This is a genomic window from Polycladidibacter hongkongensis (genome assembly GCF_001561995.1).
Classification (GTDB): domain Bacteria; phylum Pseudomonadota; class Alphaproteobacteria; order Rhizobiales; family Stappiaceae; genus Pseudovibrio; species Pseudovibrio hongkongensis.
This window is the reverse complement of record NZ_LLWC01000022.1, coordinates 469,243-490,934: the sequence shown is the minus strand read 5'-3', so window position 1 is coordinate 490,934 and position 21,692 is coordinate 469,243. Positions and strand designations below refer to the sequence as shown.

Below are 21,692 nucleotides of genomic sequence, written 5' to 3'. Positions count from 1 at the left end.
GGGTTTGTTGCACTCTCTTTTCTATTATTGCTCAAAATACCTATGGTGGAGATGAATAATAGTTGATTATTAAAAATTTCTCTATCAAAGGTTGAGGCATAAAAAATGTAATATGCTGTCAGCATTGGTGCCGCTTGCACTGTGTGTTGCAGCAACTACCCGCAGGATTAGTTTTTAGAGGCTTTTGTTTTCGCCTGTCCAAAGTGTTTGGCGCTTGCGCAAAATGTGCTTTGAAAAAGTCCGATATACAGCGGATTGGGCTCGCAATGTGTTGCTATTTTGTTTAGTAAAATAATATGAATTTCTGGCTGAAAATATCGAGCTTTATTGCAAATGTGCAAGCTGGGGGCGCGCAACTGCTTGATCGGTTGCAGCAGGCCGTGTCATCTGCTGGTGAGTTGCGCCGCTCTGTTGCTTTTACTGTGGCGATGATTGCGCTCTCGGCAAAAATGGCCAAAGCGGATGGCGTGGTGACCTTTGATGAGGAAGCGGCCTTTCACGAGCTGTTTGATGTGCCTGACAAAGAGCTTGCCAATGTTGTACGCCTGTTCAATCTGGCCAAGCAGGATGTTGCGGGCTTTGAAGCCTATGCGCAGAAAATGGCGGATCTGTTCGCTGATGACGAAGCCACCAAAACCGATGTGCTTGACGGTCTGTTCCATATTGCCAAGGCAGACGGGGTGATGCATTCGGCCGAGTTGGCGTTTTTGGAGCGTGTGGCGCAGATTTTCGGGATGGATAGTGTGGCTTTTGCCCGGCTAAAAGCGCGGCACGTGCGCTCTGGCGGAGATCCCTATTTAATCCTGGGGATTGATGAAGGGGCCGGCGATGATGAAATCAAAGCCCATTACCGCCGTGAAGTGCGAGAGACGCACCCAGACCGTTTAATCGCAAGGGGAATACCTGAAGAGTTTGTGCGTATCGCCAATGAGCGTTTGGTGGCAATCAATGAAGCCTATGCACAGATTCGGGCGGAGCGAGGACTATGAGCATTAAAGCAGAGTGTGGGGTTGCCGCGAGATTACAACCATCGCCCAACCATAATGAGCGACAGTTGCCTATAGATATGCTGGTGCTGCATTACACCGCTATGGAGGACACCGAAGCGGCGCTGCGCTGGCTTTGCGATCCGCGCTCCGAGGTTTCTGCCCATTATCTGGTTAAGGAAAACGGTGGTGTTGTGCAATGTGTGCCGGAGGGTCGGCGGGCTTGGCATGCCGGGGTTTCCTCTTGGAAAGGGGAAAGCGATATCAATTCTCGCTCGATTGGCATCGAGATTGCCAATGCAGGTGTGCAAGAGGGCGAGGTTTCGGCCTTCCCGCCGGTGCAGATTGAAGCGGTCATTGCGCTTTGTCAGGATATTTTGTCAAGGCACGCAATACCGGCGGCGCATGTGCTGGGACATAGTGATGTTGCTCCGGCACGAAAGCAGGATCCGGGTCGCCATTTTCCTTGGGCACAACTCGCAGCGGCGGGCGTTGGGCATTATCTGCCGCCGGTTGAAATGATCAGCTCCTCTTTCTTTCAGGAAGGGGATAACGGCCAACCTATCGAGGCCTTGCAATCTCTGCTGGGCATTTATGGATATGGTGTCACTGTTACTGGCGTGTTCGATCAGGCGACAAAGGAGGCGGTTGCGGCATTCCAGCGGCATTTCCGCCCGTCCCAAGTGGATGGGATTGCTGATACGCAAACAATTGCCAGCTTGCATGCCTTGCTAAAGGCATTGCCGACGCTGGATTAGGTTGCGTTCCTGCGATTAATTTAATGGGTATTTTCCCTAGGCTTTAAGGGGATGAAGGCAAATGTGGCGGGCGACAACGCGCGGCTGCCACATTGTCCTTGCTGGTGCCTTTGTTTGGTCGCATTTGCTTAGCCTTGCCTTGGTTTTGCCGCGGAACCTGTAAGAGTTTGTGAAGAGTTAGTTCTAATTTTCGACGAATAATGCGGACATATCTCTTGGCCGACGAAACAACGGTCAGGATGACACATGAACTTTAAGAAGTCTTCTCTCTCTCCTATGCTTGCGATTGTTCTTGGTTTTGCGGCAATGGGAGCTGTAATCGGCTCGGCAGATGTTGCCAGTGCTTCTACCCAGAAGAAAACGATCGTGAACATGATCGAGAAAAAGGCCAAGAAGCATGGTGTGCCAACCAAGCTGGCCAAGGCAGTTGTCGAGGTAGAAAGCAGTTTTAACCCCAAAGCACGTGGCGGAGCTGGCGAGGTTGGTCTTATGCAGATCAAACCAGCGACAGCGCGCGGCATGGGCTATCGTGGCTCGGTTAAAAACCTCTACAAGCCGGAGAACAATCTCGAGTACGGCATGAAGTATCTTGCTGGCGCGCATAAAAAGGCAGGCGGCGATGTGTGCGGTACGATTTTGCGGTACAACGCTGGACACGCCGCGAAGCGGATGAACCGTATCAGCCGGAATTACTGCAAGAAGGTGAAAACCATTCTGGCGCGCAATTAGGTGCGCGCTTAACAGTTTCCCTTTCGTCTAAGGCGCGAGGGCGTCTGCAAGGACAAATAGGGCCAACTCTGAGATATCAGGGTTGGCCCTATTGTTTTATCAAGGGAGGCGGTGGTTACCGCGCCGCTAGGCGAACTTTTTTCGAGCGGCTGCAAGAGAAGGGGGCACAGGCCGGGCCGCGTTTTCCTTCGTATCGGCTATGGGCCGCCCCAATGCGGTGATGACAGGCAAGACCCCTGCCCAAATGGGTTTGTCGTAATCCTCTGGATCATCCACCGGCCCACCTGTACGGATTTTGGCCGCTGCCCATTCGATCTCGACAGCCAATATGCCTGTAGCCGCAATTTCTTTTGCAGTGTCTGCTCGCACTTCGTCATAGCGCCCGGGCAAAAGATGCTCGGTGATGGCGACAAGCGCTTGTGCATGTTCTTTCGGATGGGTGATGAGCCGGGCGTTGCCATGGGCGACAACTGAGCGATAGTTGACCGAGTGATGCATGCCGGAGCGCGCGCAGACAATGCCATCAAGCAGCGTAAAAGTAAGACAGAGGGCGGCCTCCTCCTGGTTTTGCTTGATAATACGCGCGGCTTTGGCGCCATGGATAAGCAAGGTGTTGCCTCTGCGCGCGAACGCCATGGGTATGACCATGGGCTTGCCATCGCTGATAAAACCCACATGAGCCACGAGGCTTGCATCAATAATGGGATGGATTTGTGCCTCATCGTATGTGGCCCGCGGTTTGGTGCGAACTTTAGCGTATTTCGGGCGTTCTGTTTCGGGGCTTTGGCTTTCTGGCGCGAGTGTATCAGGCATTTTCTATCTCTTCTGGCAATCATTTAAGCTTGTTAAACCGGATGTATCGTGCAATCTGGCTTTATAGAAGGTCCAGCTTCTGAAAAAAATATAGTCCAGATGGTGCCGCGTGCGTGTAAATGATGAAGAGTTTGCTGCGAGCCTAAAGATAAGACGGGGCGGCGAGGAGCCGCTCAGTGCGCAGCTTTATCGGCAGGTGCGAGCGGCGGTGATGTTCGGGGAAATGCCGAGCGGCTCGTTGTTGCCATCGACTCGTTCATTGGCGCGCTTGTTGAATGTCTCGCGTGCGGTGGTGGTGCAGACCTATGAGCTGTTGGCGGCAGATGGTGTTTTGCAGCTGCAGGCGAAAGCGCGCCCGCGCGTGTTGGCACCTGCGGTTTTTGAAGGTGCGGCACGCAAAGAAGTAGGCGAGGCGGAGTTTGCTTTGTCCGAACGAGGGCGGCGGGTATCGCAGCAGCATCGTTATATGGCAGCAGATGGGGCGCGGCGCCTGCTTTCGCCGGGGCGGCCCGATATTGACAGTTTTCCCCGGGCGCAGTGGGGGCGGGCCTTGCGACGGGCCGCTGCCCAGCTGTCTGCGAGGGATAGCAGTTACCAGACAACGGCAGCAGTCCCGCGGTTGCAGCGGGTGTTGCAAGGGCATTTGCTGCAAGCGCGCGGGGTGCAGGCTAAGTCGGAGCAAGTGATTGTGGTGCCGGGTGTGCAAGCGGCGCTTTATTTGTGCGCACTGATTTTTGGTGATGAGGTCGGCGCGGCGCTTATCGAAGAGCCCGGATATTTAGGCGCGCGGGCGGCTTTCGCCAGCTGTGGTTTGCAGATGAGCGCGGCAGCGCCGGGGGCGCTCGCGCAAAAAGTGATGGATATGCAGCGGGAGGGGCAAGCGCCGCAGTTGATCTACACCAGCCCGTCGCACCAGTTTCCTCTGGGGCGGCGCATGCCAGTTCGTGAGCGATTGGCCCTGATTGAAGCGGCGCGGACTTGCGGCGCGATGCTTCTAGAAGACGATTATGACAGTGAATTCCTGTTTGACGGGCGGCCGCTCGTGGCGATGCAAGGCCTTAGCCCGGAAAACGGGGTTGTTTATATCGGGACAGCTTCAAAGAGCCTGTTGCCTGCGGTGCGGCTGGCGTATGTGGTGGTGCCAGAGCCGTTTACTGCGGCATTTGCTTCGGCGCAGCGAAATGTAGGTGCATTGGTAAATGCGCATGTGCAACTGGCGTTTGCCGAGCTAATAGAGAGTGGCGAATTGCGGGCGCATCTGCGGCGGATTAGTCGGGATTATGCGGTTAAGGCATTGCGGCTTTATGAGCTGGTGCATGAAAAGCTTTCGGGCGCTGTGCAGGCGGAGCGGCCTAGTGGCGGTTTGCAGATGGCTTTAAAGTTTGTCCATCGGTTTGCCGGTGTTGATGATGTGGTCGTGGCGCGGGCACTCAACGAAAAAGGTTTTGCCGTGAACCCGCTGTCGGCCTATTGCCTTGGCACAGCTCAGCGCGGACTGGTGGTTGGCACCGCTGATGCGGAAGAGAGTATATGTGCAGAGTTTTGTGATGTACTGTTAGCGGCGATCACATCGGCGGCTGAGAAAAAGCAAAGTGAAAGCGTAGGATAGCGGAAAGGTGCTTGACCTTTGGCTTCATTGTGCCTAGGTGGTTCGCACCAGTCGGCCGGACGATCGCTGCTGCAAGTGCTGAAAGGCCGCAGGGGAGGAAAGTCCGGGCTCCATGGAGACACGGTGCCGGATAACGTCCGGCGAGGGCGACCTCAGGGAAAGTGCCACAGAAAGCAAACCGCCCGCACATGTGTGGGTAAGGGTGAAAGGGTGAGGTAAGAGCTCACCGCGCGCTTGGCAACAAGGGCGGCAGGGTAAACCCCACCGGGAGCAAAACCGAATAGGGGTGGCGCGGAAGCTTGTCTTCCAGCTTGTCTTCAGGCCAGACCACCCGGGTTGGTTGCTTGAGGTGCTCAGCAATGGGCATCCCAGATGAATGATCGTCACGTCGCAGGCCTTCGGGCGGCGGCCATACAGAACCCGGCTTACAGGCCGACTGGTAATTTTACTTCTCTTAAGTATTTGGTATTAAATAACTAAATACATTTTTCAGACTGTCAGACATACAATATTGGGCGCACTTTTGGGCGCAAATAGCGCGCGCTTTCTCGTTCGCTATTTCGTTTCCTGAGTAAATCTCAATAAGGGGTAGTGCCTTTTTCTTGGCTCTAAATTCTTTGGTTTTGGCCGGTGCTGGGTTGTTAATCCAACACGCTTCTTTTCGGTGCGCGGCGTTGCAGGCTTACTGACGCGGTGTAATCAAGCCAGTCTTTAGTGTTCGGGCAGAGAGTGTAAATCTTGCGTCTGTGGTTGTCGCGCCCGCAGTCCGCCCAGACCAACTGCGAGCTCTTCAAAGCCCGCTCTAAACTTTTTCTTATATCGGTATGCGACCAACCCGCTAAATCCGGCGAGCGGGCTAATATTCTGGGAGCGTATGTTTGAGCTTGACCGGGGTTCGTCAGTTGCATTCGCGGCGCGTTACTCACGTGTGCGAAGGCTTGCAGCAACAAAGACGTAGGTAATTTCCGCTCAGTCTTCGGCTGAGGCGGCGGGGCGGGCGGTTGGCCTTCTTCTACTCGCCTCGTGAATTGCTCAAAACAGGCTCGGCACCTGGTGCGGATGGTTCGCTTGCGTGGCGTGACAAAATCCACGAAACGTGCCGCGCAATCTACGCACTCGACCTCTAAATTCGCCCTCCCTGGTTTGACCCCTAGGCAGATGAAGCGCGCGTTTTTATAGCTGTGGGGGTGTGCCCACTCGCCTCCTGTTGCCAACACGAACGGTATTCGCAGTTTGCCCAAAATAGCCCCTTTTAGGTTTTGCGGGCGCGAACAAACGTTTTATAAGCTGTAGCAGCTAACAACGCTGTCCAAAAATGAGCGCCTGCAGGTTTGCCCTGCGTATTTACGAACCACGCGCAGCCGACAGCGCTAGCCAACAGGAACGCGCTCAAGATGTAGCATCCTGCGGCTCGTGCCCGCTTGTTTGTCGCTGTTAGAGTGAAGCTCAGCGCCAGCACGAATAGTAAAAACAACAATAATATTAGCCAATGCACATTCACGCCCTCCAAGTTGGCCCAATCATAAGGGGGTGTGAATGTGCTTAATAGCTAATATTTTTTATCAATTCATCGCTTCAATGAGAATGATCTTGGTTCGCACCTTGGCTGTGGCAAATGTGTTCTCGTCCAGCTCTTCCAGTGTTTGCGCGTCTTCGTGCTGAAAAGTGATAGGAACCAAGGCAACCAGTGCCGCACCTTCTTTTTTGTCTAGCAGTGCCAGCGCGGCTTTCATGTGCTGGCGCACCTTGGAAAAGGGCGGGTTCATAATGATTTTTTCAAACCTTTCCCCCGTGTCTGCCGCATATTCCAGAAAGCAACAGTTGCGCACTGTCACCCCCTCAAAGCTGAGCGCTGAGGCAAGTTTGTTGTGCCGCTCAATGGCGGTTATTGCCTGCGGCTCTGTTCCAACGTCTAGGAGGGCTTGTAACAATGCGCCGGTGCCTGCGCTTGGCTCCAGGATTTTGCCGCTTTTCAGCGGGCCTAAATAGCTCGCCATGCGAGCGGCAACCGGTGCCGGTGTTATATGGCATTCGCTGGCCCGATCAACGGTAAGCGGTTGCCGGATTTCCGGCTTTGCCAGTGTCGCTAAGTTGCGCTTTTTGCGTTCAATAAACATGGGCTTATTGGGGCGGCTATAAACGGACTTTTTCACGATAGCACCTTTACTTTTGAGGGAGGCCCGCCGCGCCCAATTGGCGCGGCGCTGCTTGTCAGGCTGCTTTCGCCTTTAGGTGCCGGTCGATCGCCTCACTTTCTGGGGCTGGGTGCGCTTTGCTGTCACTCAGGAAAACAGCCACCAACTCACGGGAGGAAAAAGGCTCGCCGCTCTTGCGATAATAGCAAACCTTAAAGCGGAACTGACCACATGTTGAGAGCCTAACGCCGCGATAATCCTTGTGTATCGCGGCATATTCGGCCTTGGTCATGGTAACTTGGTCGTAAGTAATCACCTCGCCCCTGTGGTACTGGTTCGGGCTTGAAAGTGTCTCAGCCTGAAAGTTCAGGATTGGCGCTTTTGCCGGTGCCTTGGCTGGCACTTCGTAGCCCATATCTTGCATAAGGTTGCGCCACCCTTCCACTGATAGGGTGAGGCTTTTCAGCTCAAGCCCTGCGCACATATGGGCGGGTAAATCCACACGGCTTGAAAGTTCAATTCTACCATCATCCAGTGCTTTTGCCTTCGGCTTGTCGGCCCCGTGGGTCCGGGCGAAGGTTTGCAAAACAGCCGCGCTCAACTCGCCTTTAAAGCGTGTGACAGGGCCTAGCAATTCGCGTTCGTAAGCCAAGCGGTTTAGCACATGCTCGATACAGCGGCGACGGTTACGGCCTTTAAACACATTGCCCCAAGCCTTAAGGTTGCGCTCCTTCACCTCCTGCGGGGTCAGCTCGTTTTTTATCAGGGCTTGGTAGTCCTCAAAAAGAGTGAGGGAGCCGCTCGATATATAACCGGCATTAACAAGCGCTTTTATTTGTTCGTCGCTTTCAGCTTTATTCCAGCATTTCAAAGCCTTTTGAGCGTGGTTAAGGCCGCGCTGCAAGTCGCGCAATTCTGTTAGCAGTGTTTTAATACGGCGTGCGCGAACAGCCGGCTTATTCTTATAATTGGCGTGCGCCTCGGCTCCTGATGCAAGAGACAGACAATGAGCCGCGCCTTTCTCTGCTGCTAGACCCTTGCGCATGTTTGCATCCATGCGCTCTTGTGTGCGACGGGCGCGGCGCTCTGAGTGGTGCCCTACGAGGATAGGTTGCCCCATTTCAAAGGCGCGAGAGAGTTCATCGGCTGTGTTGATGTAGCTTTGTGCCAGCCCCATTTTCTTTTGTGCTGCCGCTTCCAGCCGCTCCGCTTTGGCTTCGGCGCGTTCTGCAAGTGTGGTTTCTTCCGGCTCGACTTCGCCAGCCAATGCAAAGCAAAGGTCTTCACGTTGCGGGGTCCATGCGGGGGCAACAAACAGCTCTTGCTTTGGTGCATAGATAAAACCGTATGCCCGAACGACTTTGTAAAGGTCTTCATCCAGCCGGTAAGGTGCGTAAAGCCGCAACTTGTTATCTTCGGGGCTATAGGTGGCTTGCATGCCCTCAATTTTTTCGATGGTGACAATAGTTTGAGCGTGGGTGTTTGTCATTGTGTGTCTCCTTACAAATCATACATTATAGTTAAATTGAGAGCCAACGCTCGGAGGGTTCGAGATTGAGTTGGTGGTGCACCCCCTCGGCGCAAGCCTGCGCTTCCTCTAAATCCTCGGCAAATCCGTATTTTTTCCCCGCCTGCCACAGATAACCCTCGAGTAACGGTTGCACGCGAACGATGGTCGATTTGGACCCGTCAAACATCAGATATTTCTCGGGGCTGTCAGGGTGGGGCTCCCATTGCCATACATCGCACATGTCAGACCCCCGGCCGTTGCCAGCGTGCGGGCAATACCGCGGGGCGGGGAGTGCGGTGCAGCGTAGGCGCGCGCCCGAAATAACGGCGGTAGATGCGCGTAATGGTCCTCATTGTCAGCTCTCCTATATGTTGACGGACTGGGCGCCCTCAATCTCTGATAGGTTACATGTATGACATTATGTCGGACATGTCAACATACAAAACAGACAAAATGTAGTTAACTGAAACCAGGGTGGCGCTCAGGCGGGGCTAGGAGGTTGAGCAACATGCGCAAGCGCCCGCCCGCACGTTTAGTCGCCTACAATATGGGGGAGTTGTGACCGTGCGTTGTGACTGCGCAAGTGATACTGTACCTACGGTACTATGTAGGGCGCGCTTGAGCGCTCCTCTAGAAAAACGGGCACTATAAGAGAGGAGGCGCGGGGGCGTAGCAAAAACGATCGCGCGTGCGTGTTCGCTGACGCTCACCCGCGCGACCGTGTTCGCAGCCGCTCAGTTGTCAGATGCTCCGCCTAATAGTTTGCGTAGCGCCCGCTCTAATAGATCCGCCGATAGTAGACAGACTAGGCCGAGCACGCCCAGCAGGACGAGGGCGCAGATTAGTGTGGTGTGGATCATGGCGACATATTGTCGGGTGTGTATGGGCAGTGTCAACCGTCAAATCAGATATTTGTTGACTGTGGGTAATCTATTGAGGATGCTAGCGTCAGCATACAGATCTGGGAGTAGAGACATGCCACGCAAACCACGCGATTTAACAGCCATGGAATATAAATATATTGGTAAACGGGCCGAACTAGGGAACCCCATCGAGGCGGCGCGGGCTGCGGGCTACAAAAACCCCTCAGCGATGGCAGCTCGGCTAGAGAATAGGGCGCAAATCATTGAACAGGTCCAGCGGGCGCAGCTGGTTTGGTTAGCGGGGAGCGAGGGGGCCCAAAATGTCGCGCATCAAGTGCTACTGAGTATTATGCGAGACGACGGGGCGCGGAACCAGGACAAAATTCGCGCGGCTGACATAGTCCTAAAACAGGCGCACATGCTCACCGCCGACGGGCGGGACGACGCCAACAGGAGCCCTGACGCGTTGAGCCTCTCCCAGATAGATGCGCAAATCGCCCGCCTCGAGGCCCAGCGGCTGCAGCAGGAACGCGAATTGACGGATGTAACCCCCAAACAGCCTACTATTTTCGACTGATTGCGCAAAAGGTGGGCGCGATCCTCGAATAAATACCAGATATACGCGCATCCGGCCTGTAATAATATTACAAGGGGGCGGTGGTGCGGTCTGGGCCGGGGGCAGGTGCGCCACCGCCCCACCCCCTGGGTATGGTCCGGCGCGGCGTCGGAAACGGGCGCTAGACACGCAGACCAAAAATCGCACCCCCATAAAGTCGCCCTACATTTTGTCGTCACGCGGAGCGGCCGCTCTCTAGCGGGATAAAAGAGCTTGACTTGCGTGAAGTATGATGTATGTCTGATGTCGTACGCAATAGGGGGTTTTTTATGTCTAAATATGATACAGGCGTTTCCAAGTTAAATGCCATACTGGCGGGGACGCGAGTTCTGTCTCACCGCCGATCTTTGTTTCTGTCGCGGCGGGCGGCCTACCGGAGTGTGCGCAGCTCAGGCGTGGATTTGGTTTTCAAAGGAGGGCGGCTGATACACCAAAAAGGATGTACTTCTGATGTCGCAGGACCTGGGCTGCAGCAGGCTGTTGCTGATTTTGTCACGGCGCATAAAGGGTTGTTCTTGGATTTCCTCGAGCGCGAAATGGATGACACGGCAGCTGCGTTAGATAAGGAAGTCATGCAGCTGCAGAAAGCTACGCTGCACTAACCTAGTCGGAGTGGATGATGCCTGATAGCGAAAACATACGAGCCGACTTCGAGAAAGCGGTATCTGACTTCTCCGCTACGTTGCGAGACATAGAGCGCTCCCTCGCGGGGCGTGAGTGCGCGGCGTATTCCAGCCGCCAAGACGCTGTAGAGATTGTCAAGAAATGGAGGCGCGCAGGGTTTATCGATAAGTATGCGACGCGGGGTGAGCTCGTTGACGCAATAATTGCAGATTTAAAGAATGGAGCTAATAATGCCTAATTTCCAATATACCGCCGTAAAGCGTCGCGCTGCAACAGTGAGCCTAAGTGAAGAAATAACGCGAGACCGGCAGTGCGTTGATGCATTCGCGGAAGGGATGAAGCAAAAGCTAGCAACGAGTATTCTTAAGGGGCGTCGGGGGTGGAGAGACGCCGTGCAGGTTACAGAGGCATCGCTCGAGGTGCAGCTGAGGAGCCTCATCGGCAAGGGTAACGCCGAGAATTACATAGATATAGCGAACTTGGCGATGATGCTTCATTTCCGCTCTGGCGGAGTGGTACCTTCGGAAGCGCAACCGTGTACCCCAGACAAAGGACTTGATGCGGCTGATGAAGCTTTCGAAAAGCAATGGCGTGAGGCTCTTTTAGCTGCTGCACATCGGCTGCATCTGCGACTAGTCCCCGCGCAAGCCGGGGTCTTAGGCGACAGCGGGCAGCCTTTGCTAATTATCAGTCAGGAGACTCACAAAGAGCTTTTCGAGGACCTGCGAACGTTCCGGGGCGATCAACGCCAGGAGAGTTTCGCGAACGTTCCGTTGGCTACGGGGTAGTGTGCGATAATGGAGAAATTAACTCAAAGTCTTAAAGAGCATGCGCGCAGGTACTCGCAGCCTCTAAAGGGTGTTTTGTATGAAGCGGCGGATGCGGTAGAGCAGTTACAAATCCGCAAGAGCGATAGGGAGAGGGAGCTGGAATCCCTACTCAATAACGGAAACGCTGCCAAAGACGCGCCTGCGCTCTTGGATCACATGGCGGATTTGTTGATTAAACTCGATCCAATTATGCAGAACCATCACGCAGTTACGGCAGCCCGCAAAATCTCACGGGCTATGCGTAAGGCGTTAGAGGTAAGCCGAGATGGGTAGGCCGCCCAAGCGCGAGCGGCTGACGGGGCTAGACGAGCACGCTCTGCTAGCCGCTGAAACCGCCCTCAGCCATGCTTGGAGGTGCGCAGACCACGCCTTACCTATTGCTATCCAAGTTTATTTGGAGTGTGCGGGATCTGCTAGTCCGAAGGAGTATGCGGAGAATGTCCACGCGCATATCGGACGTATCTCCGGCGCTTATGGCGTCATGGAGGGGAGCTGTTAAGCTGAATACGTGCAGCAATTTTGTATGAAATGTATCTTGTTTTTGTCTTGTTGTCGTGTATTCTCAACTTCGTTCTCCCTTACAACTTGCCTCAGAGATTAGTTTCTCTGGGGCTTTTTTTATTGTATGGTGCGTCTGAAATGTCTGACTTGAGCCGGAGTTCGCGATGACCTACCCGAAAAGTGTGAAACTGCCATACAGGTTCACCCAGTTTGCGCAGGAGACTGGCGATGAAACATTCCCCGGATCTCAGATGGATGCTAGTTTGTTCGAGGTCCAGCGGGCACATGATGATCTGCTCAGCTTCGTTAAAGGGGTGGTGCGTGCTGATGGAAGCCTGCAAAATCAATCTGTTGGGCGCGACCAGCTTAAATACGCTCTCTCTTTGGGGTTCGAGCCGCCTCAGGCTTGGGAAGTGGGCAAAACCTTTACACCCCCAGACACGGTATATCAGGGTGATGGCATTTATATCTGCGCGCAACGACATCTATCCGTCAGTTTTGAGGATGATCTTGCTGCGAACAAGTGGGGTGTTCTGATCGATTTTGCGACCGTCGCTGCAGACGCCGTCAGTGCAAGAGACGCTGCCCGTGAAGCGCGAGATTTAGCTTCCGCTGCAGTCAGCGAATTGCAGCCTCATTTAGGCGTTGTAGCGGGCGTGGCCGATGAGCTAGGGCCTGTTGCGGAAGCGGCTGAGGGGGTTACACTGCTGGCTCAGCACATAGATGAAATACAGCAGGTGGGCGGGCTCGCCGATCCGTTGCAGATCGTTGCCGGGGTTGCTGAGGACGTAAGCGCGGTTGGAGCTGTGGCGGCGCAAGTGGAGACGGTGGCCGCTGAAATCGGAGATGTGCAGGCGGTTGCCGCCTTGGCAGCTCATATCCCGAGTGCTGCCGGTCATGCAGCTGCTGCTGAGGACGCAAGGGCGGCCGCCGCCGCCGCCGCGCAATTGGCAGAAGAGGCAAAGACAGCAGCGGTTAAGGCTGCAGCTGATGCACAAGTCGGCCTAGCTGATGGTGCGGTGACCCGTGAAAAGCTGGCGCAAGGCGTGCAAGATGAACTGGCCTCTAAAGCCGACGCTGCCACTACCACTTCCGCTCTCCAGCAGGTAGAGGCAGATGTACAAACAGCGCTAGAGACAAAGGCGGATAAGACGGAGGTTGAGAAAAAGCTTGGCGCTGACTATGCCAAATGGCTTGAATTTGGCCTACGCCCACTTGATGACGTGACAGAACTCATCACAGAAAGCGGGCCATGGTCGCCAAAACACAATGGTCGCGCACGAATTTCGCTGGTTGGCGGCGGCGGTGGTGGCGGGGGCGGGGGATCTTATCGTCGTACGACGGGCGGGCAGGCAGGTGGTACCGCTGTCCTGCTTGATGTTCCGCTGACTAAAGATATGAGTTTTGATTTGACCTTAGGAACCGGCGGAGGGAACAGAAATGGCAATGGTGTAGCTGGGAACAACAGTACCCTAACCAACCACAGGGTAAATTTGGTTGCGCAGGGCGGGGTTGGGGGTACTAAGGCCAATTCATACGTACAGATAATACCAACACGACAAAGCGGCAAGGGTCACGCAACTGGCGGCGATCTGAATTTACATGGTGGCTTAGGTGGTAGCATAACAACCACCATGTCTGGATTTTGCAGGTCGGGTGGTGGGTCCTGCGGTGGCTTTAATTACGAACAGAACGGTACAAATGACGGGTATAGCGGGGGCTTGATTGATACGGGATCTTCTCCGAGTCACTACGTAGATAGTGGCGGCGGAGGTGTGGCGGGGGCGGGCTATACGCCACACGGTGGTGGTGGCTCTTTCGGGTCAAACGGCGGGCCAAGCAATAACATCTTGGAAAATCGCGTGTTTTATCCGAAAACGTTTCACTCTGGCACCGGAGCCGGAGGTAACGGTTCTGGTGGTCGAGGACAACTCGCCGCTGGTGGTGGCTCTGTTGGTTCTGGCGGTCTTGGTGGTGGCGGTGGTGGATTAGGCGGCTTAGGCGGCCCCGGTTTCTTGCTTGTCGAATATCTGTCAATCGAGGAGGCCGAATAATGACCAACTACCTGATTAAAAAAGAAAGCCGCGAAATTGTCGGCCGCGATACCCCTGAGTTTGAAAACTGGCTCACCGGTAAATACGGCGCCGATGGCTGGGAACGTGTTCCGGATCCAGAACCAGAACCTCCAACTCGCGCCGAGATAATCGCTCAGATCAAAGCCGAGGCGCATCGCCGGATTGTTAGCTATTGCCCCGAATGGAAACAGCGCAACCTGACAGCTCGCGCCGCCGAGTTGGCGCTCAGGCTCTCTCAGGGTGCCACACTAACCGCCGAAGGACGGGCAGAGGTCGCAGCAGGGCAGGTGATCTGGGACCATATCACCGCTATTCGCGCCGCCTCAGACGCACTTGAGGCCATGGAGCCGCTGCCCGATGATGTAACCGCCGCTGAGCTGTGGCCTGCTGTGACTGGTTAGAAAGAGAGCTTAAAGCAATGACTTTTAAAGCCACATTTTCTTTCGCAAATTTCCAAGCGAACAATCCAAGCGCGCCGTTGCCGGGCATTAAGCTCGATGTCATGCAAACTGAGCTTTCCTCGGAACTCCAGACGCAGGCAGCGAAGATCGAGGGCTTACTGCGTGCTGATGGGAGGCTTCGTAACGGCGTCGTAACTATCGACAGCATCTCGGATCAACTTAAGACCTTACTAGGTCCCAGAGGTGGGGTGACGACGTATGACCTAGACCCCGCTGCGTTTGCCAGCGACGAGCAAGGGGCGGCAGGAGTTGCACAAGACCTGATTATGACGCCCGCTTCGACAAAAAAAGCTGTAGACAGTCTAAGAAGTATAGCGCAGCAAGACCGGGCGAAAAAAGGGGAGGGCGGCGGCGTGATGACTGCTGAGCTAACGAAAGAAGCTATCGATGCGCAGCGCCCTTTGGCAGACGTATCGAGCTTTAAACCAAGCGACGCCCATAAAACCCTGACAGTATCGGCAGGGGAGGGGCTCGTAAACGCCCTTAGAAAGGTGATAGCGGTCAAGGTACAGTTCGCGTTCGGGAACGTGGCTACAGGCGCGTCCGTGTGTGTTCCTGTCGAGGTGGAGGGGGTGGAGGAGCATGACCGGGTGTTGATCGCGCCCCCTGCGGAGCACCCCCTAGGTGTCTTGCTTTTCGGGCACATCGCGACACCCGGCAAGGTTACCTTTGCCGCCTTTAACGGAACGGGTTCGCCTGTTACGATCCCAGAAGTAAAGTATGCGGTGACGTTAGTGCGTTTTTAATGTATGATTGCGTTGCTGACAACAATCATACAAGGCGTATCACGATGATATCTGTCGCTGAAGTGCTGGAAGTCGCGCATCACGAAGCTTGTGTTCGGGAAATGTATAAGGACAGTGTCGGCACAGGCACGTGGGGGTTCGGGTTGACGGCAGCATCCGGCGTCGACCCCGAGGCTTTTAAAGGCAAGCCCGCCGACATGCAGAGCTGCATCGAGATTTTCATTTCCGTTCTGGAGATATATGCAGGTCAGGTCGATCGAGCGTTTAGCGGTGTACGGCTTTTACCGCACGAGCGCGCCGCTGCTATTTCTTTCCACTGGAACACTGGAGCGATTAACCGGGCGACCTGGGTAAAGCGATTTCTGGCAGGGGACGTTCACGGCGCTGAAGAAGCATTCCTTTGGTACAACAAACCGAAGGAGATCATCGATCGACGACGCGCTGAAGCTCGGCTTTTCTTCCACGGCGTCTATTGTTCGGACGGGTATACAACTGTTTACGAACGCGTGAACCCGATACGCGGTACCCCCGTATGGTCCTCAGCCAAACGCGTCCGCGTACGCGAAGATGTCGAAGCAGCGCTTATCAAAAAGGGGCGCCGGCCTATAAACTCGAGAGCGCTACCCTTGGTCTTCACCGCTGCATGTGCTGCAATTCTGTCATTCTTTGAAGAGTTGCAGGCTATTTTCAAGTCAATCTTTGGAGGATGAAATGCTGGGTAAGTTGAAGGGGTTCCGCACTTTTGCGGTCAACGCGGTCGTTGGCGGGGTGGCACTAGCCACAGAGGTGTCTCAGGTGCCAGGTTTGAGTGAGATCATTCCAGGGCACGCGCCTAAGTTCATCGCCGCTGTCGCGATCGCGAATGTGGTTTTGCGTTTCTACACAACAACTCCGGCAGGGAGAAGCAATCGTGATTAGCGCGATACTCGCTGCAGCACCCGCGGCGTTGAGGTTTCTCACTTCCGTTTTGTTGCGTAGAGCGGACACGGAGCAGCGGCATGAAGAGATGCGTTTGCGATTTCAGGAGAAGCGAGCTGCTGCTCAAGGACAGATTCCGGGGTTCGCTTGGTTGCTCGCGCCCATGGTTGTTATCTCGTCTGCGTATGTCGGGTCTGTCGTTCTCTACTCTATGCTGTTCTGCAGCGCTTGCATTTCGCCTCAAACATGGGTCATTGCGAAACTGCCGGAGCCAATAGACAGCTATGTCGGCGCGGTCATGGCATATCTCTTCTTCTACGAAGCGCGCAGAAGGTGGTGATAGATGAAATGGAATATTGAGAGCCCATGGTCGCTGCTGCTGGCGTTAGTCGGGGCGTTCGTCGCCTCGGTTTTGGTCTCCAGGCCAAAGACCGTGTTGAATGTAGTTGCGCGAGGGGTGTCTGGGCTCGTGTGCGCGCAACTTCTTACACCCATTCTTATGGAGACGCTTTCTCTGTCCGCCGTTTATTGGCGAGATGCGCTGGCTGGGCTCCTCGTGGTCACCGGCTACTCCATCGTACGCGCTGCAACCGAATTGACGTGGAGGGACGTTCTCAAACTTTTAAGGGCGGGTAAATGAAGCAGGATCCCTTGTTAAAGCCGGTTCAGATGTTAGGCGCAGTCACAGCCTTGTGGGGGTTGTTCATTGTGCTTGTTGCTGCCTATGGGGGGTAGGGGATGCCCGAAGTAGATGTGCGTACAGCGACGGACGAGCAGCTCAGGCTGTTGAAGTTTCAGCGGAACATCCTTCAAAGCCGAGAAAGGTTTATGCCATTTATCAAGCACACCATGCCGGACCAAGGGGACCCAAATAATCCCGAGAAGTCCGCATACGATAACGCAAGGCATCATGACGGGCTCGCTCAGGCTATCGAGCGAGTAATCGCCGCGGAAATACCATTTTTGATACTCACAATGCCCCCGCGCCACGGCAAATCGGAACAAGTCTCCCGAAGACTACCGGCGTTCTATTTAGGCCTCTACCCGCATCACGAGGTCGCAGTGGGGACGTATAGCGATGAGTTCGCACAGGATTTCGGGGGGCAGGTTCGCGATATCATCCAGAGTGACCGCTATAAACAAGTATTTCCCGAGACCGAGCTGGCGAAGGACGGGAAGGCGTCGAACAGGCTGAAGACTACGCGCGGGGGCGGGGCGTACTTCGTAGGGCGGGGCGGCCCCCTCACGGGCCGAGGCGCACACCTAGCTATTATCGACGATCTACTAAAAGACGATAAGGAGGCAAACTCACAGGCGATCCGAGATCAAGCTTGGAGGTGGCTGACGAGGGTCATGTTGTCGCGCCGTCGAGGGTCTAAACTCGTCATTATGACGTTCACTCGCTGGCACACAGACGACCCGATCGGTCGTTTAACAGACCCAGAGAACCCCTATTTCAGCGAGAAGCTCGCGAAAAAGATCAAGGTCATTAATCTGCCGGCGATAGCGGAAGACGATGACCCGTTAGGCCGGGTTCCCGGAGAGCCTCTGTGGCCGGACGGGCCTGATCGTTTCGATTTAGATTTTCTGGAGGAGATGAGGGCTTTCGATCCGCTGGGTTTTGAAGCCTTATACCAGCAGCGCCCAACGGCAGCGGACGGGACGCTGTTTAAGCGGGATAATATTAGATACTACAACCCCGGTGATCTGCCGGAGGAGCTGCGCATATATGCGGCTTCCGACCACGCAGTATCCACCGCACAAAAGCGTGACTTCACCGTCATGCTAAAGGTCGGCGTAGATAAGCTGGATAACATGTACCTCTTGGATTGCATTTGGGACCGCCTCGCCACTGACGTTGCTGTTGAAATGATGCTCAATATGGGAGGGACGGGCGGGCTGCGGCCTTTAATATGGTGGGCGGAAAAAGGACAGATAGCGAAATCTATTGGACCTTTTTTAAACAGGCGCATGCGTGAGACGGGTAAGTACCTAAATATAGCTAATGTCTCCCCCTCGGGGGATAAGGCGCAAAAGGCTCAATCGATCGCCGCTCGGGTTGCGCAAGGTAAGGTGTTCTTTCCGAAAGACGCGCCTTGGGTGGAGAGATCCATCGATCAAATGATGCAATTCCCAAACGGTACGTTTGACGATTTTGTAGATACACTCGCTCTCATCGGGTTGGGCTTAGGCGTCCAGTCGGGCCCCTCCGTTCGTGAACGGGTATCACGGCCTAAGACAGGAACGCTCGGGTGGGTGTTGCAAGAGAGCGCGCAGCAAGCGCGGAGGGCAAAGCGAGGGTTTTTGAATGGATAAAGTCGACAGCGTAGAGGCACCTGATGGCGCACCCGCCCTGGTAACTAAAATACTGGCGCGTATTAAGGCAGATCTGGCTCGGTGGAAGTCAGATTTCGACCGGATGCGCGAGGACCAGGAATTCGCCAGGCAAGGCGCGACATCAGAGTGGGTCAACAACGGTTGTTATGTAGCCAACTTAACGCATCAGCATGTGCGTATGAAAACCGCCGCACTTTACGCCAAAGACCCGAAGGCAGTAGCCCGGCGGAGGCCAAGATTAGACTTCGCGATTTGGGATGAAAGTGACCAAAGTCTGCAGACAGCTATGATGGTTGTGCAACAGGCCCAGCAAAGTATCGGGATGAGGTTAGTAGAGCCCGAGGCCCTGCTTGAAAACGCAGAGGTCGCGGAGGCGCAAAGCCTTTTGGCAGACTTCCAACAGGGTATGACAGCGCGGCGAAATGCAAAAAAGATAGGCAAGACGCTCGAGGTTCTGCTCGCGTACTTCATGAACGAACAACCGCCCTTGGGTTTTAAGCACGCGATGAAGGAGTTGGTCAGTCGCGCGCTCATAAACTCCGTAGGCTACATAGAGATTAATTTTAAGCGCGAGTATGAAAACCAGCTGTCGCTTGATGAAAGAGCGCCTGATACACCGGAGAGGGCCCGGTGGTTGTATGAGCAGGCGCAAGGCATGGCCGAGGGCGTGGCTGGCTCGATGGCGGATACAGCTTTAGACGGGTCCCGTGACGAAGCGAAAAACGCAGAGCTGATGTACTCCGCTCAGTCGCTGGCGGATAACGAGCCAATTATAGCGCAAGAGGGCTTGGTTTTCGATTTTCCCGCGTCAACTCAGGTTATACCTGACTGCGAATGTAAAAGCCTTAGCGGGTTCAAAGGGGGGCGCTGGCTGACGATTAGCTATTCGTACTCCTGCGAGGAAGTCGAGAAAAAATTTAATGTAAAGCTAGGCAGCAGTCAGCGCGAGCACGAGCTTAACGACAACTCCGATCGGGGAGAGAGCGCGGATCGCGCTGACCGGAGGAATGTGACTGTGTTTAAGCACTACGATAAAGTCGCGGGTCTTGTTTATTATGTGACGGAGGGGCATCCGGCGTTTCTACGCGAACCCGCCGCTCCGGATGTTTATGTAGAGCAATTCTGGCCGGTTTTCGCGCTTGCTCCTAACGAAACCGAGCACGAGGAGGAGCTGTTCCCGCTCTCCGACGTACGCCTGATCCGAGATATGCAGCACGACTACAACCAGTCAAGGCAAGGCCAGCGAGAGCACAGAAGTGCCGCACGGCCTCGCTTCGTAGCATCAAAGCATTCAGGTCTTTCCGACGAGGACAAAGGCGCGCTCGCACTCGCCGAGCCGTTTTCTGTTACTGAAATTAACATAGGCGAAAATCAAAAAATCCAAGATGTGTTTCAGCGACTTCCTATGCCCTCTGTAGATCCTAACTTGTACGAAACCGGCCAGAACTTCACAGATATACAGCTGGTGACCGGTTCGCAGGAAGCTCAGTTCGGCGCTGTTGCCAAAGCCACGGCAACGGAAAGTTCGATTGCGGAAGGAGCGCGCATGGCTGGGGTTGGCTTGGCGGTAGACGACCTCGACTTATTCCTGACTTCAGTCACCAGGGCGGCAGGTCAAATCATGCTGCAGGAGTTGAGCCGGCAGACTGTGCGCAAAATCGCCGGGCCCGGAGCTTTTTGGCCTGAGCTTGGTCTGAGCGAAATCGCCCAAGAGATCAGGCTTGAGATCGAAGCAGGCTCGAGCGGCAAGCCAAACGCTGCGGCTGAGCTACAGAACTGGGAGAGGATGCTGCCCTTCCTTATCCAAATGCCGGGGGTGCAGCCGCACTGGCTAGCTCGAGAGACAATCCGCCGGCTTGATGATAAGCTGGATCTCACCGAAGCCATTGCGGATAATTTACCCTCTATCGTAGCGCAGAACGGTCTTACGCAACCTACACCCGCGGACCCTAACGACAACCCCGCCGCGCAAGGGCATCAGGGTTTTAACAACGGACCAAGCGCCCCTTCCGGTCCTGCCGGAACGTTGCCGCCAGGGGGGAATAATCAGGTCTAGAGTGTATGAAGTGTAAGGATACAATTGATTAAATATCATATTACGTGATACAAAATGGCAAGCCTACTTAGGAGAAAACTATGAGCGGAACGGACGTATTTGGGGCAGAATCGTCACCTGCCGACAATTCAACTCAAGATGGGCGCGACCAGTTACAAGAGCTCGGCTCTGTGGCTGAAGACGCAGCTTCGCCCTCTGCGGTTCTTGGCGAAAATAGTGCGCAGGAGACGGAATTTAGCGGCCTAGTCAGGGACGCGATAGACGACGTCGTTAGAGCCCGCGCCGATCAAGCTGACGCCTCGCCAGCAGAAGCAAAAACGGAGAGTGTGGATGCGGAGACTGAAGAGCCGGAAGACGTCTCGGCTGACCCTGCTGACTGGGAAAGCGAGCCGTTCCATAAGCATCCACGTTTTAAAAAGCTGATCGGTAATCTCCAGGAACTGCGGCGTTATAGGGAGGAGACGTCGCATAAAGTGTCCGGTTTTGAAAAACTAACCGGCTACATGGAAGAAAACGGCCTAAGCGAAAGCGACGTGGCGAGCGGCATAGAGATTATGGCGCTCATGAAGCTTGACCCGGTTGAGGCGTGGGAGCGCTTACGCCCTACTCTTACGTCTCTGGCCACCGCCGCAGGGGAAGTTCTGCCTGAGGACCTCAAAGGGCAAGTGCGAAGCGGTGCAATGTCGAATGAAGTTGCGTTTCAGATCTCAAGATCCCGAGCTCGCGAGAACGCAATGAAGGTTCGCAGCCGGCACTCGCAGCATATACAGCAAAACCGCGTAGCTGAAGAAGCGAAGCGCAAGGTTGTTAGCGCTGCGGGGCACTGGGAAGAAAAATGGCTTCGGTCCGACCCTGACGCCGAGCACAAGCGCCAAATGCTGCACGGAGAGGTTTTACTCCTACACAAGGAAGAGGGCTCCCCGTCCAACCCGGAACAGGTCCGCGCTCAGCTTGATAAAGCTCTCCAGAGGGTGAATAAGCGGGTGGCTCAGTTCTCTAAGAGCCGTAAGCCTGTGATTAATCCCGTAACCGGCGGGGTGTCAGCGCCCGCCTCCAGCCGAAAGCCTATCGAGACAATGGAGACGATTGATATCGTCCGATCTAAAGGCAAAATCTGAGGACTAA

21 protein-coding genes and 1 other RNA gene are annotated in these 21,692 nt (G+C 54.8%); 18 read left to right on the top strand and 4 right to left on the bottom strand.

The genetic code is table 11. The features are described 5' to 3' along the window. Positions 1-296 precede the first annotated feature (296 nt). From AYK82_RS10390 to AYK82_RS10380, 3 genes are all read left to right on the top strand, one after another. A complete protein-coding gene (locus tag AYK82_RS10390) occupies positions 297-989 on the top strand; it encodes a J domain-containing protein (protein WP_068315022.1) in 693 nt (230 codons plus the stop codon). After that, the gene (locus AYK82_RS10385; protein WP_068315019.1) at positions 986-1,744 is read left to right on the top strand and encodes an N-acetylmuramoyl-L-alanine amidase; all 759 of its coding nucleotides are present in this window, start codon (positions 986-988) and stop codon (positions 1,742-1,744) included. The genes AYK82_RS10390 and AYK82_RS10385 overlap by 4 nt, the downstream gene beginning before the upstream one ends. A 246-nt stretch (positions 1,745-1,990) precedes the next feature. Then, positions 1,991-2,473 carry a lytic transglycosylase domain-containing protein gene (locus AYK82_RS10380; protein ID WP_068315016.1) on the top strand — a complete coding sequence of 161 codons (483 nt, stop codon included), beginning with the start codon at positions 1,991-1,993 and terminating at the stop codon, positions 2,471-2,473. 126 nt (positions 2,474-2,599) lie between these two features. Here the strand turns inward: AYK82_RS10380 and AYK82_RS10375 are convergent, their stop codons facing one another. Then, entirely contained in the window at positions 2,600-3,286 is a 687-nt protein-coding gene (locus AYK82_RS10375; RefSeq protein ID WP_068315013.1) for a pyridoxamine 5'-phosphate oxidase family protein, read from the bottom strand. A gap of 109 nt (positions 3,287-3,395) precedes the next feature. Between AYK82_RS10375 and AYK82_RS10370 the strand changes: the two genes are divergently transcribed. Then, complete coding sequence (locus tag AYK82_RS10370; protein ID WP_068315010.1) at positions 3,396-4,895, top strand: aminotransferase-like domain-containing protein; 1,500 nt, start codon at positions 3,396-3,398, stop codon at positions 4,893-4,895. Positions 4,896-4,942: 47 nt separating this feature from the next. Next, positions 4,943-5,339, top strand: an RNA gene (gene rnpB / locus AYK82_RS10365) — RNase P RNA component class A. 1,118 nt (positions 5,340-6,457) lie between these two features. Here the strand turns inward: rnpB and AYK82_RS10355 are convergent. Genes AYK82_RS10355 through AYK82_RS10345 form a run of 3 tightly spaced genes read right to left on the bottom strand, consistent with a single transcriptional unit; the run spans position 6,458 to position 8,781 of the window. Further along, positions 6,458-7,048, bottom strand: a complete 591-nt coding sequence (locus AYK82_RS10355) for a class I SAM-dependent methyltransferase (protein WP_082733856.1) — start codon at positions 7,046-7,048, stop codon at positions 6,458-6,460. A 58-nt stretch (positions 7,049-7,106) separates the two neighbouring features. Next, on the bottom strand, positions 7,107-8,519 hold the full coding sequence (locus AYK82_RS10350) for a DUF3560 domain-containing protein (protein WP_244265750.1): 1,413 nt from the start codon (positions 8,517-8,519) through the stop codon (positions 7,107-7,109). A gap of 31 nt (positions 8,520-8,550) precedes the next feature. Then, a complete protein-coding gene (locus AYK82_RS10345) occupies positions 8,551-8,781 on the bottom strand; it encodes a hypothetical protein (RefSeq protein WP_068315001.1) in 231 nt (76 codons plus the stop codon). A 734-nt stretch (positions 8,782-9,515) separates the two neighbouring features. On the opposite strand from AYK82_RS10345, the gene AYK82_RS10340 reads away from it, so the two are divergent. The 13 genes from AYK82_RS10340 to AYK82_RS10265 all read left to right on the top strand — a co-directional run bounded on the left by AYK82_RS10340 (position 9,516) and on the right by AYK82_RS10265 (position 21,685). Continuing rightward, positions 9,516-9,980 (top strand): hypothetical protein, encoded by a 465-nt coding sequence (locus AYK82_RS10340; RefSeq protein ID WP_156453319.1) that lies wholly within the window; start codon positions 9,516-9,518, stop codon positions 9,978-9,980. A gap of 308 nt (positions 9,981-10,288) precedes the next feature. After that, a complete protein-coding gene (locus AYK82_RS10335) occupies positions 10,289-10,621 on the top strand; it encodes a hypothetical protein (RefSeq protein WP_068314994.1) in 333 nt (110 codons plus the stop codon). A gap of 252 nt (positions 10,622-10,873) precedes the next feature. After that, complete coding sequence (locus AYK82_RS10325) at positions 10,874-11,431, top strand: hypothetical protein (RefSeq protein WP_068314988.1); 558 nt, start codon at positions 10,874-10,876, stop codon at positions 11,429-11,431. A 9-nt stretch (positions 11,432-11,440) separates the two neighbouring features. Continuing rightward, entirely contained in the window at positions 11,441-11,746 is a 306-nt protein-coding gene (locus AYK82_RS10320; RefSeq protein ID WP_068314986.1) for a hypothetical protein, read from the top strand. Positions 11,747-12,138: 392 nt separating this feature from the next. Then, positions 12,139-14,028: a hypothetical protein gene (locus tag AYK82_RS10310; RefSeq protein ID WP_068314980.1), complete on the top strand. Its 1,890-nt coding sequence runs from the start codon at positions 12,139-12,141 to the stop codon at positions 14,026-14,028. Beyond that, complete coding sequence (locus AYK82_RS10305; protein WP_068314977.1) at positions 14,028-14,450, top strand: hypothetical protein; 423 nt, start codon at positions 14,028-14,030, stop codon at positions 14,448-14,450. The genes AYK82_RS10310 and AYK82_RS10305 overlap by 1 nt, the downstream gene beginning before the upstream one ends. 17 nt (positions 14,451-14,467) lie before the next feature. Next, complete coding sequence (locus tag AYK82_RS10300; RefSeq protein ID WP_068314974.1) at positions 14,468-15,256, top strand: hypothetical protein; 789 nt, start codon at positions 14,468-14,470, stop codon at positions 15,254-15,256. Between the two features lie 44 nt (positions 15,257-15,300). Further along, positions 15,301-15,966 (top strand): lysozyme, encoded by a 666-nt coding sequence (locus tag AYK82_RS10295; RefSeq protein WP_156453318.1) that lies wholly within the window; start codon positions 15,301-15,303, stop codon positions 15,964-15,966. 1 nt (position 15,967) lies between these two features. Beyond that, on the top strand, positions 15,968-16,174 hold the full coding sequence (locus AYK82_RS10290; protein ID WP_068314968.1) for a hypothetical protein: 207 nt from the start codon (positions 15,968-15,970) through the stop codon (positions 16,172-16,174). 343 nt (positions 16,175-16,517) lie between these two features. Then, positions 16,518-16,814, top strand: a complete 297-nt coding sequence (locus tag AYK82_RS10280; protein WP_068314962.1) for a hypothetical protein — start codon at positions 16,518-16,520, stop codon at positions 16,812-16,814. A gap of 98 nt (positions 16,815-16,912) precedes the next feature. Continuing rightward, complete coding sequence (gene terL, locus AYK82_RS10275) at positions 16,913-18,490, top strand: phage terminase large subunit (protein WP_068314959.1); 1,578 nt, start codon at positions 16,913-16,915, stop codon at positions 18,488-18,490. Further along, on the top strand, positions 18,483-20,567 hold the full coding sequence (locus tag AYK82_RS10270; RefSeq protein ID WP_068314956.1) for a hypothetical protein: 2,085 nt from the start codon (positions 18,483-18,485) through the stop codon (positions 20,565-20,567). Before terL ends, AYK82_RS10270 begins: the two co-directional genes overlap by 8 nt. An 80-nt stretch (positions 20,568-20,647) precedes the next feature. Continuing rightward, positions 20,648-21,685: a hypothetical protein gene (locus tag AYK82_RS10265; protein WP_068314953.1), complete on the top strand. Its 1,038-nt coding sequence runs from the start codon at positions 20,648-20,650 to the stop codon at positions 21,683-21,685. Positions 21,686-21,692: the final 7 nt, after the last annotated feature.

Coding starts and splice junctions, on each gene's coding strand:
- AYK82_RS10390 (WP_068315022.1), top strand. CDS start 297: ATGAATTTCTGGCTGAAAATATCGAGCTTTATTGCAAATGTGCAAGCT.
- AYK82_RS10385 (WP_068315019.1), top strand. CDS start 986: ATGAGCATTAAAGCAGAGTGTGGGGTTGCCGCGAGATTACAACCATCG.
- AYK82_RS10380 (WP_068315016.1), top strand. CDS start 1,991: ATGAACTTTAAGAAGTCTTCTCTCTCTCCTATGCTTGCGATTGTTCTT.
- AYK82_RS10375 (WP_068315013.1), bottom strand. CDS start 3,286: ATGCCTGATACACTCGCGCCAGAAAGCCAAAGCCCCGAAACAGAACGC.
- AYK82_RS10350 (WP_244265750.1), bottom strand. CDS start 8,519: ATGACAAACACCCACGCTCAAACTATTGTCACCATCGAAAAAATTGAG.
- AYK82_RS10345 (WP_068315001.1), bottom strand. CDS start 8,781: ATGTGCGATGTATGGCAATGGGAGCCCCACCCTGACAGCCCCGAGAAA.
- AYK82_RS10340 (WP_156453319.1), top strand. CDS start 9,516: ATGCCACGCAAACCACGCGATTTAACAGCCATGGAATATAAATATATT.
- AYK82_RS10335 (WP_068314994.1), top strand. CDS start 10,289: ATGTCTAAATATGATACAGGCGTTTCCAAGTTAAATGCCATACTGGCG.
- AYK82_RS10325 (WP_068314988.1), top strand. CDS start 10,874: ATGCCTAATTTCCAATATACCGCCGTAAAGCGTCGCGCTGCAACAGTG.
- AYK82_RS10320 (WP_068314986.1), top strand. CDS start 11,441: ATGGAGAAATTAACTCAAAGTCTTAAAGAGCATGCGCGCAGGTACTCG.
- AYK82_RS10310 (WP_068314980.1), top strand. CDS start 12,139: ATGACCTACCCGAAAAGTGTGAAACTGCCATACAGGTTCACCCAGTTT.
- AYK82_RS10305 (WP_068314977.1), top strand. CDS start 14,028: ATGACCAACTACCTGATTAAAAAAGAAAGCCGCGAAATTGTCGGCCGC.
- AYK82_RS10300 (WP_068314974.1), top strand. CDS start 14,468: ATGACTTTTAAAGCCACATTTTCTTTCGCAAATTTCCAAGCGAACAAT.
- AYK82_RS10295 (WP_156453318.1), top strand. CDS start 15,301: ATGATATCTGTCGCTGAAGTGCTGGAAGTCGCGCATCACGAAGCTTGT.
- AYK82_RS10290 (WP_068314968.1), top strand. CDS start 15,968: ATGCTGGGTAAGTTGAAGGGGTTCCGCACTTTTGCGGTCAACGCGGTC.
- AYK82_RS10280 (WP_068314962.1), top strand. CDS start 16,518: ATGAAATGGAATATTGAGAGCCCATGGTCGCTGCTGCTGGCGTTAGTC.
- terL (WP_068314959.1), top strand. CDS start 16,913: ATGCCCGAAGTAGATGTGCGTACAGCGACGGACGAGCAGCTCAGGCTG.
- AYK82_RS10270 (WP_068314956.1), top strand. CDS start 18,483: ATGGATAAAGTCGACAGCGTAGAGGCACCTGATGGCGCACCCGCCCTG.
- AYK82_RS10265 (WP_068314953.1), top strand. CDS start 20,648: ATGAGCGGAACGGACGTATTTGGGGCAGAATCGTCACCTGCCGACAAT.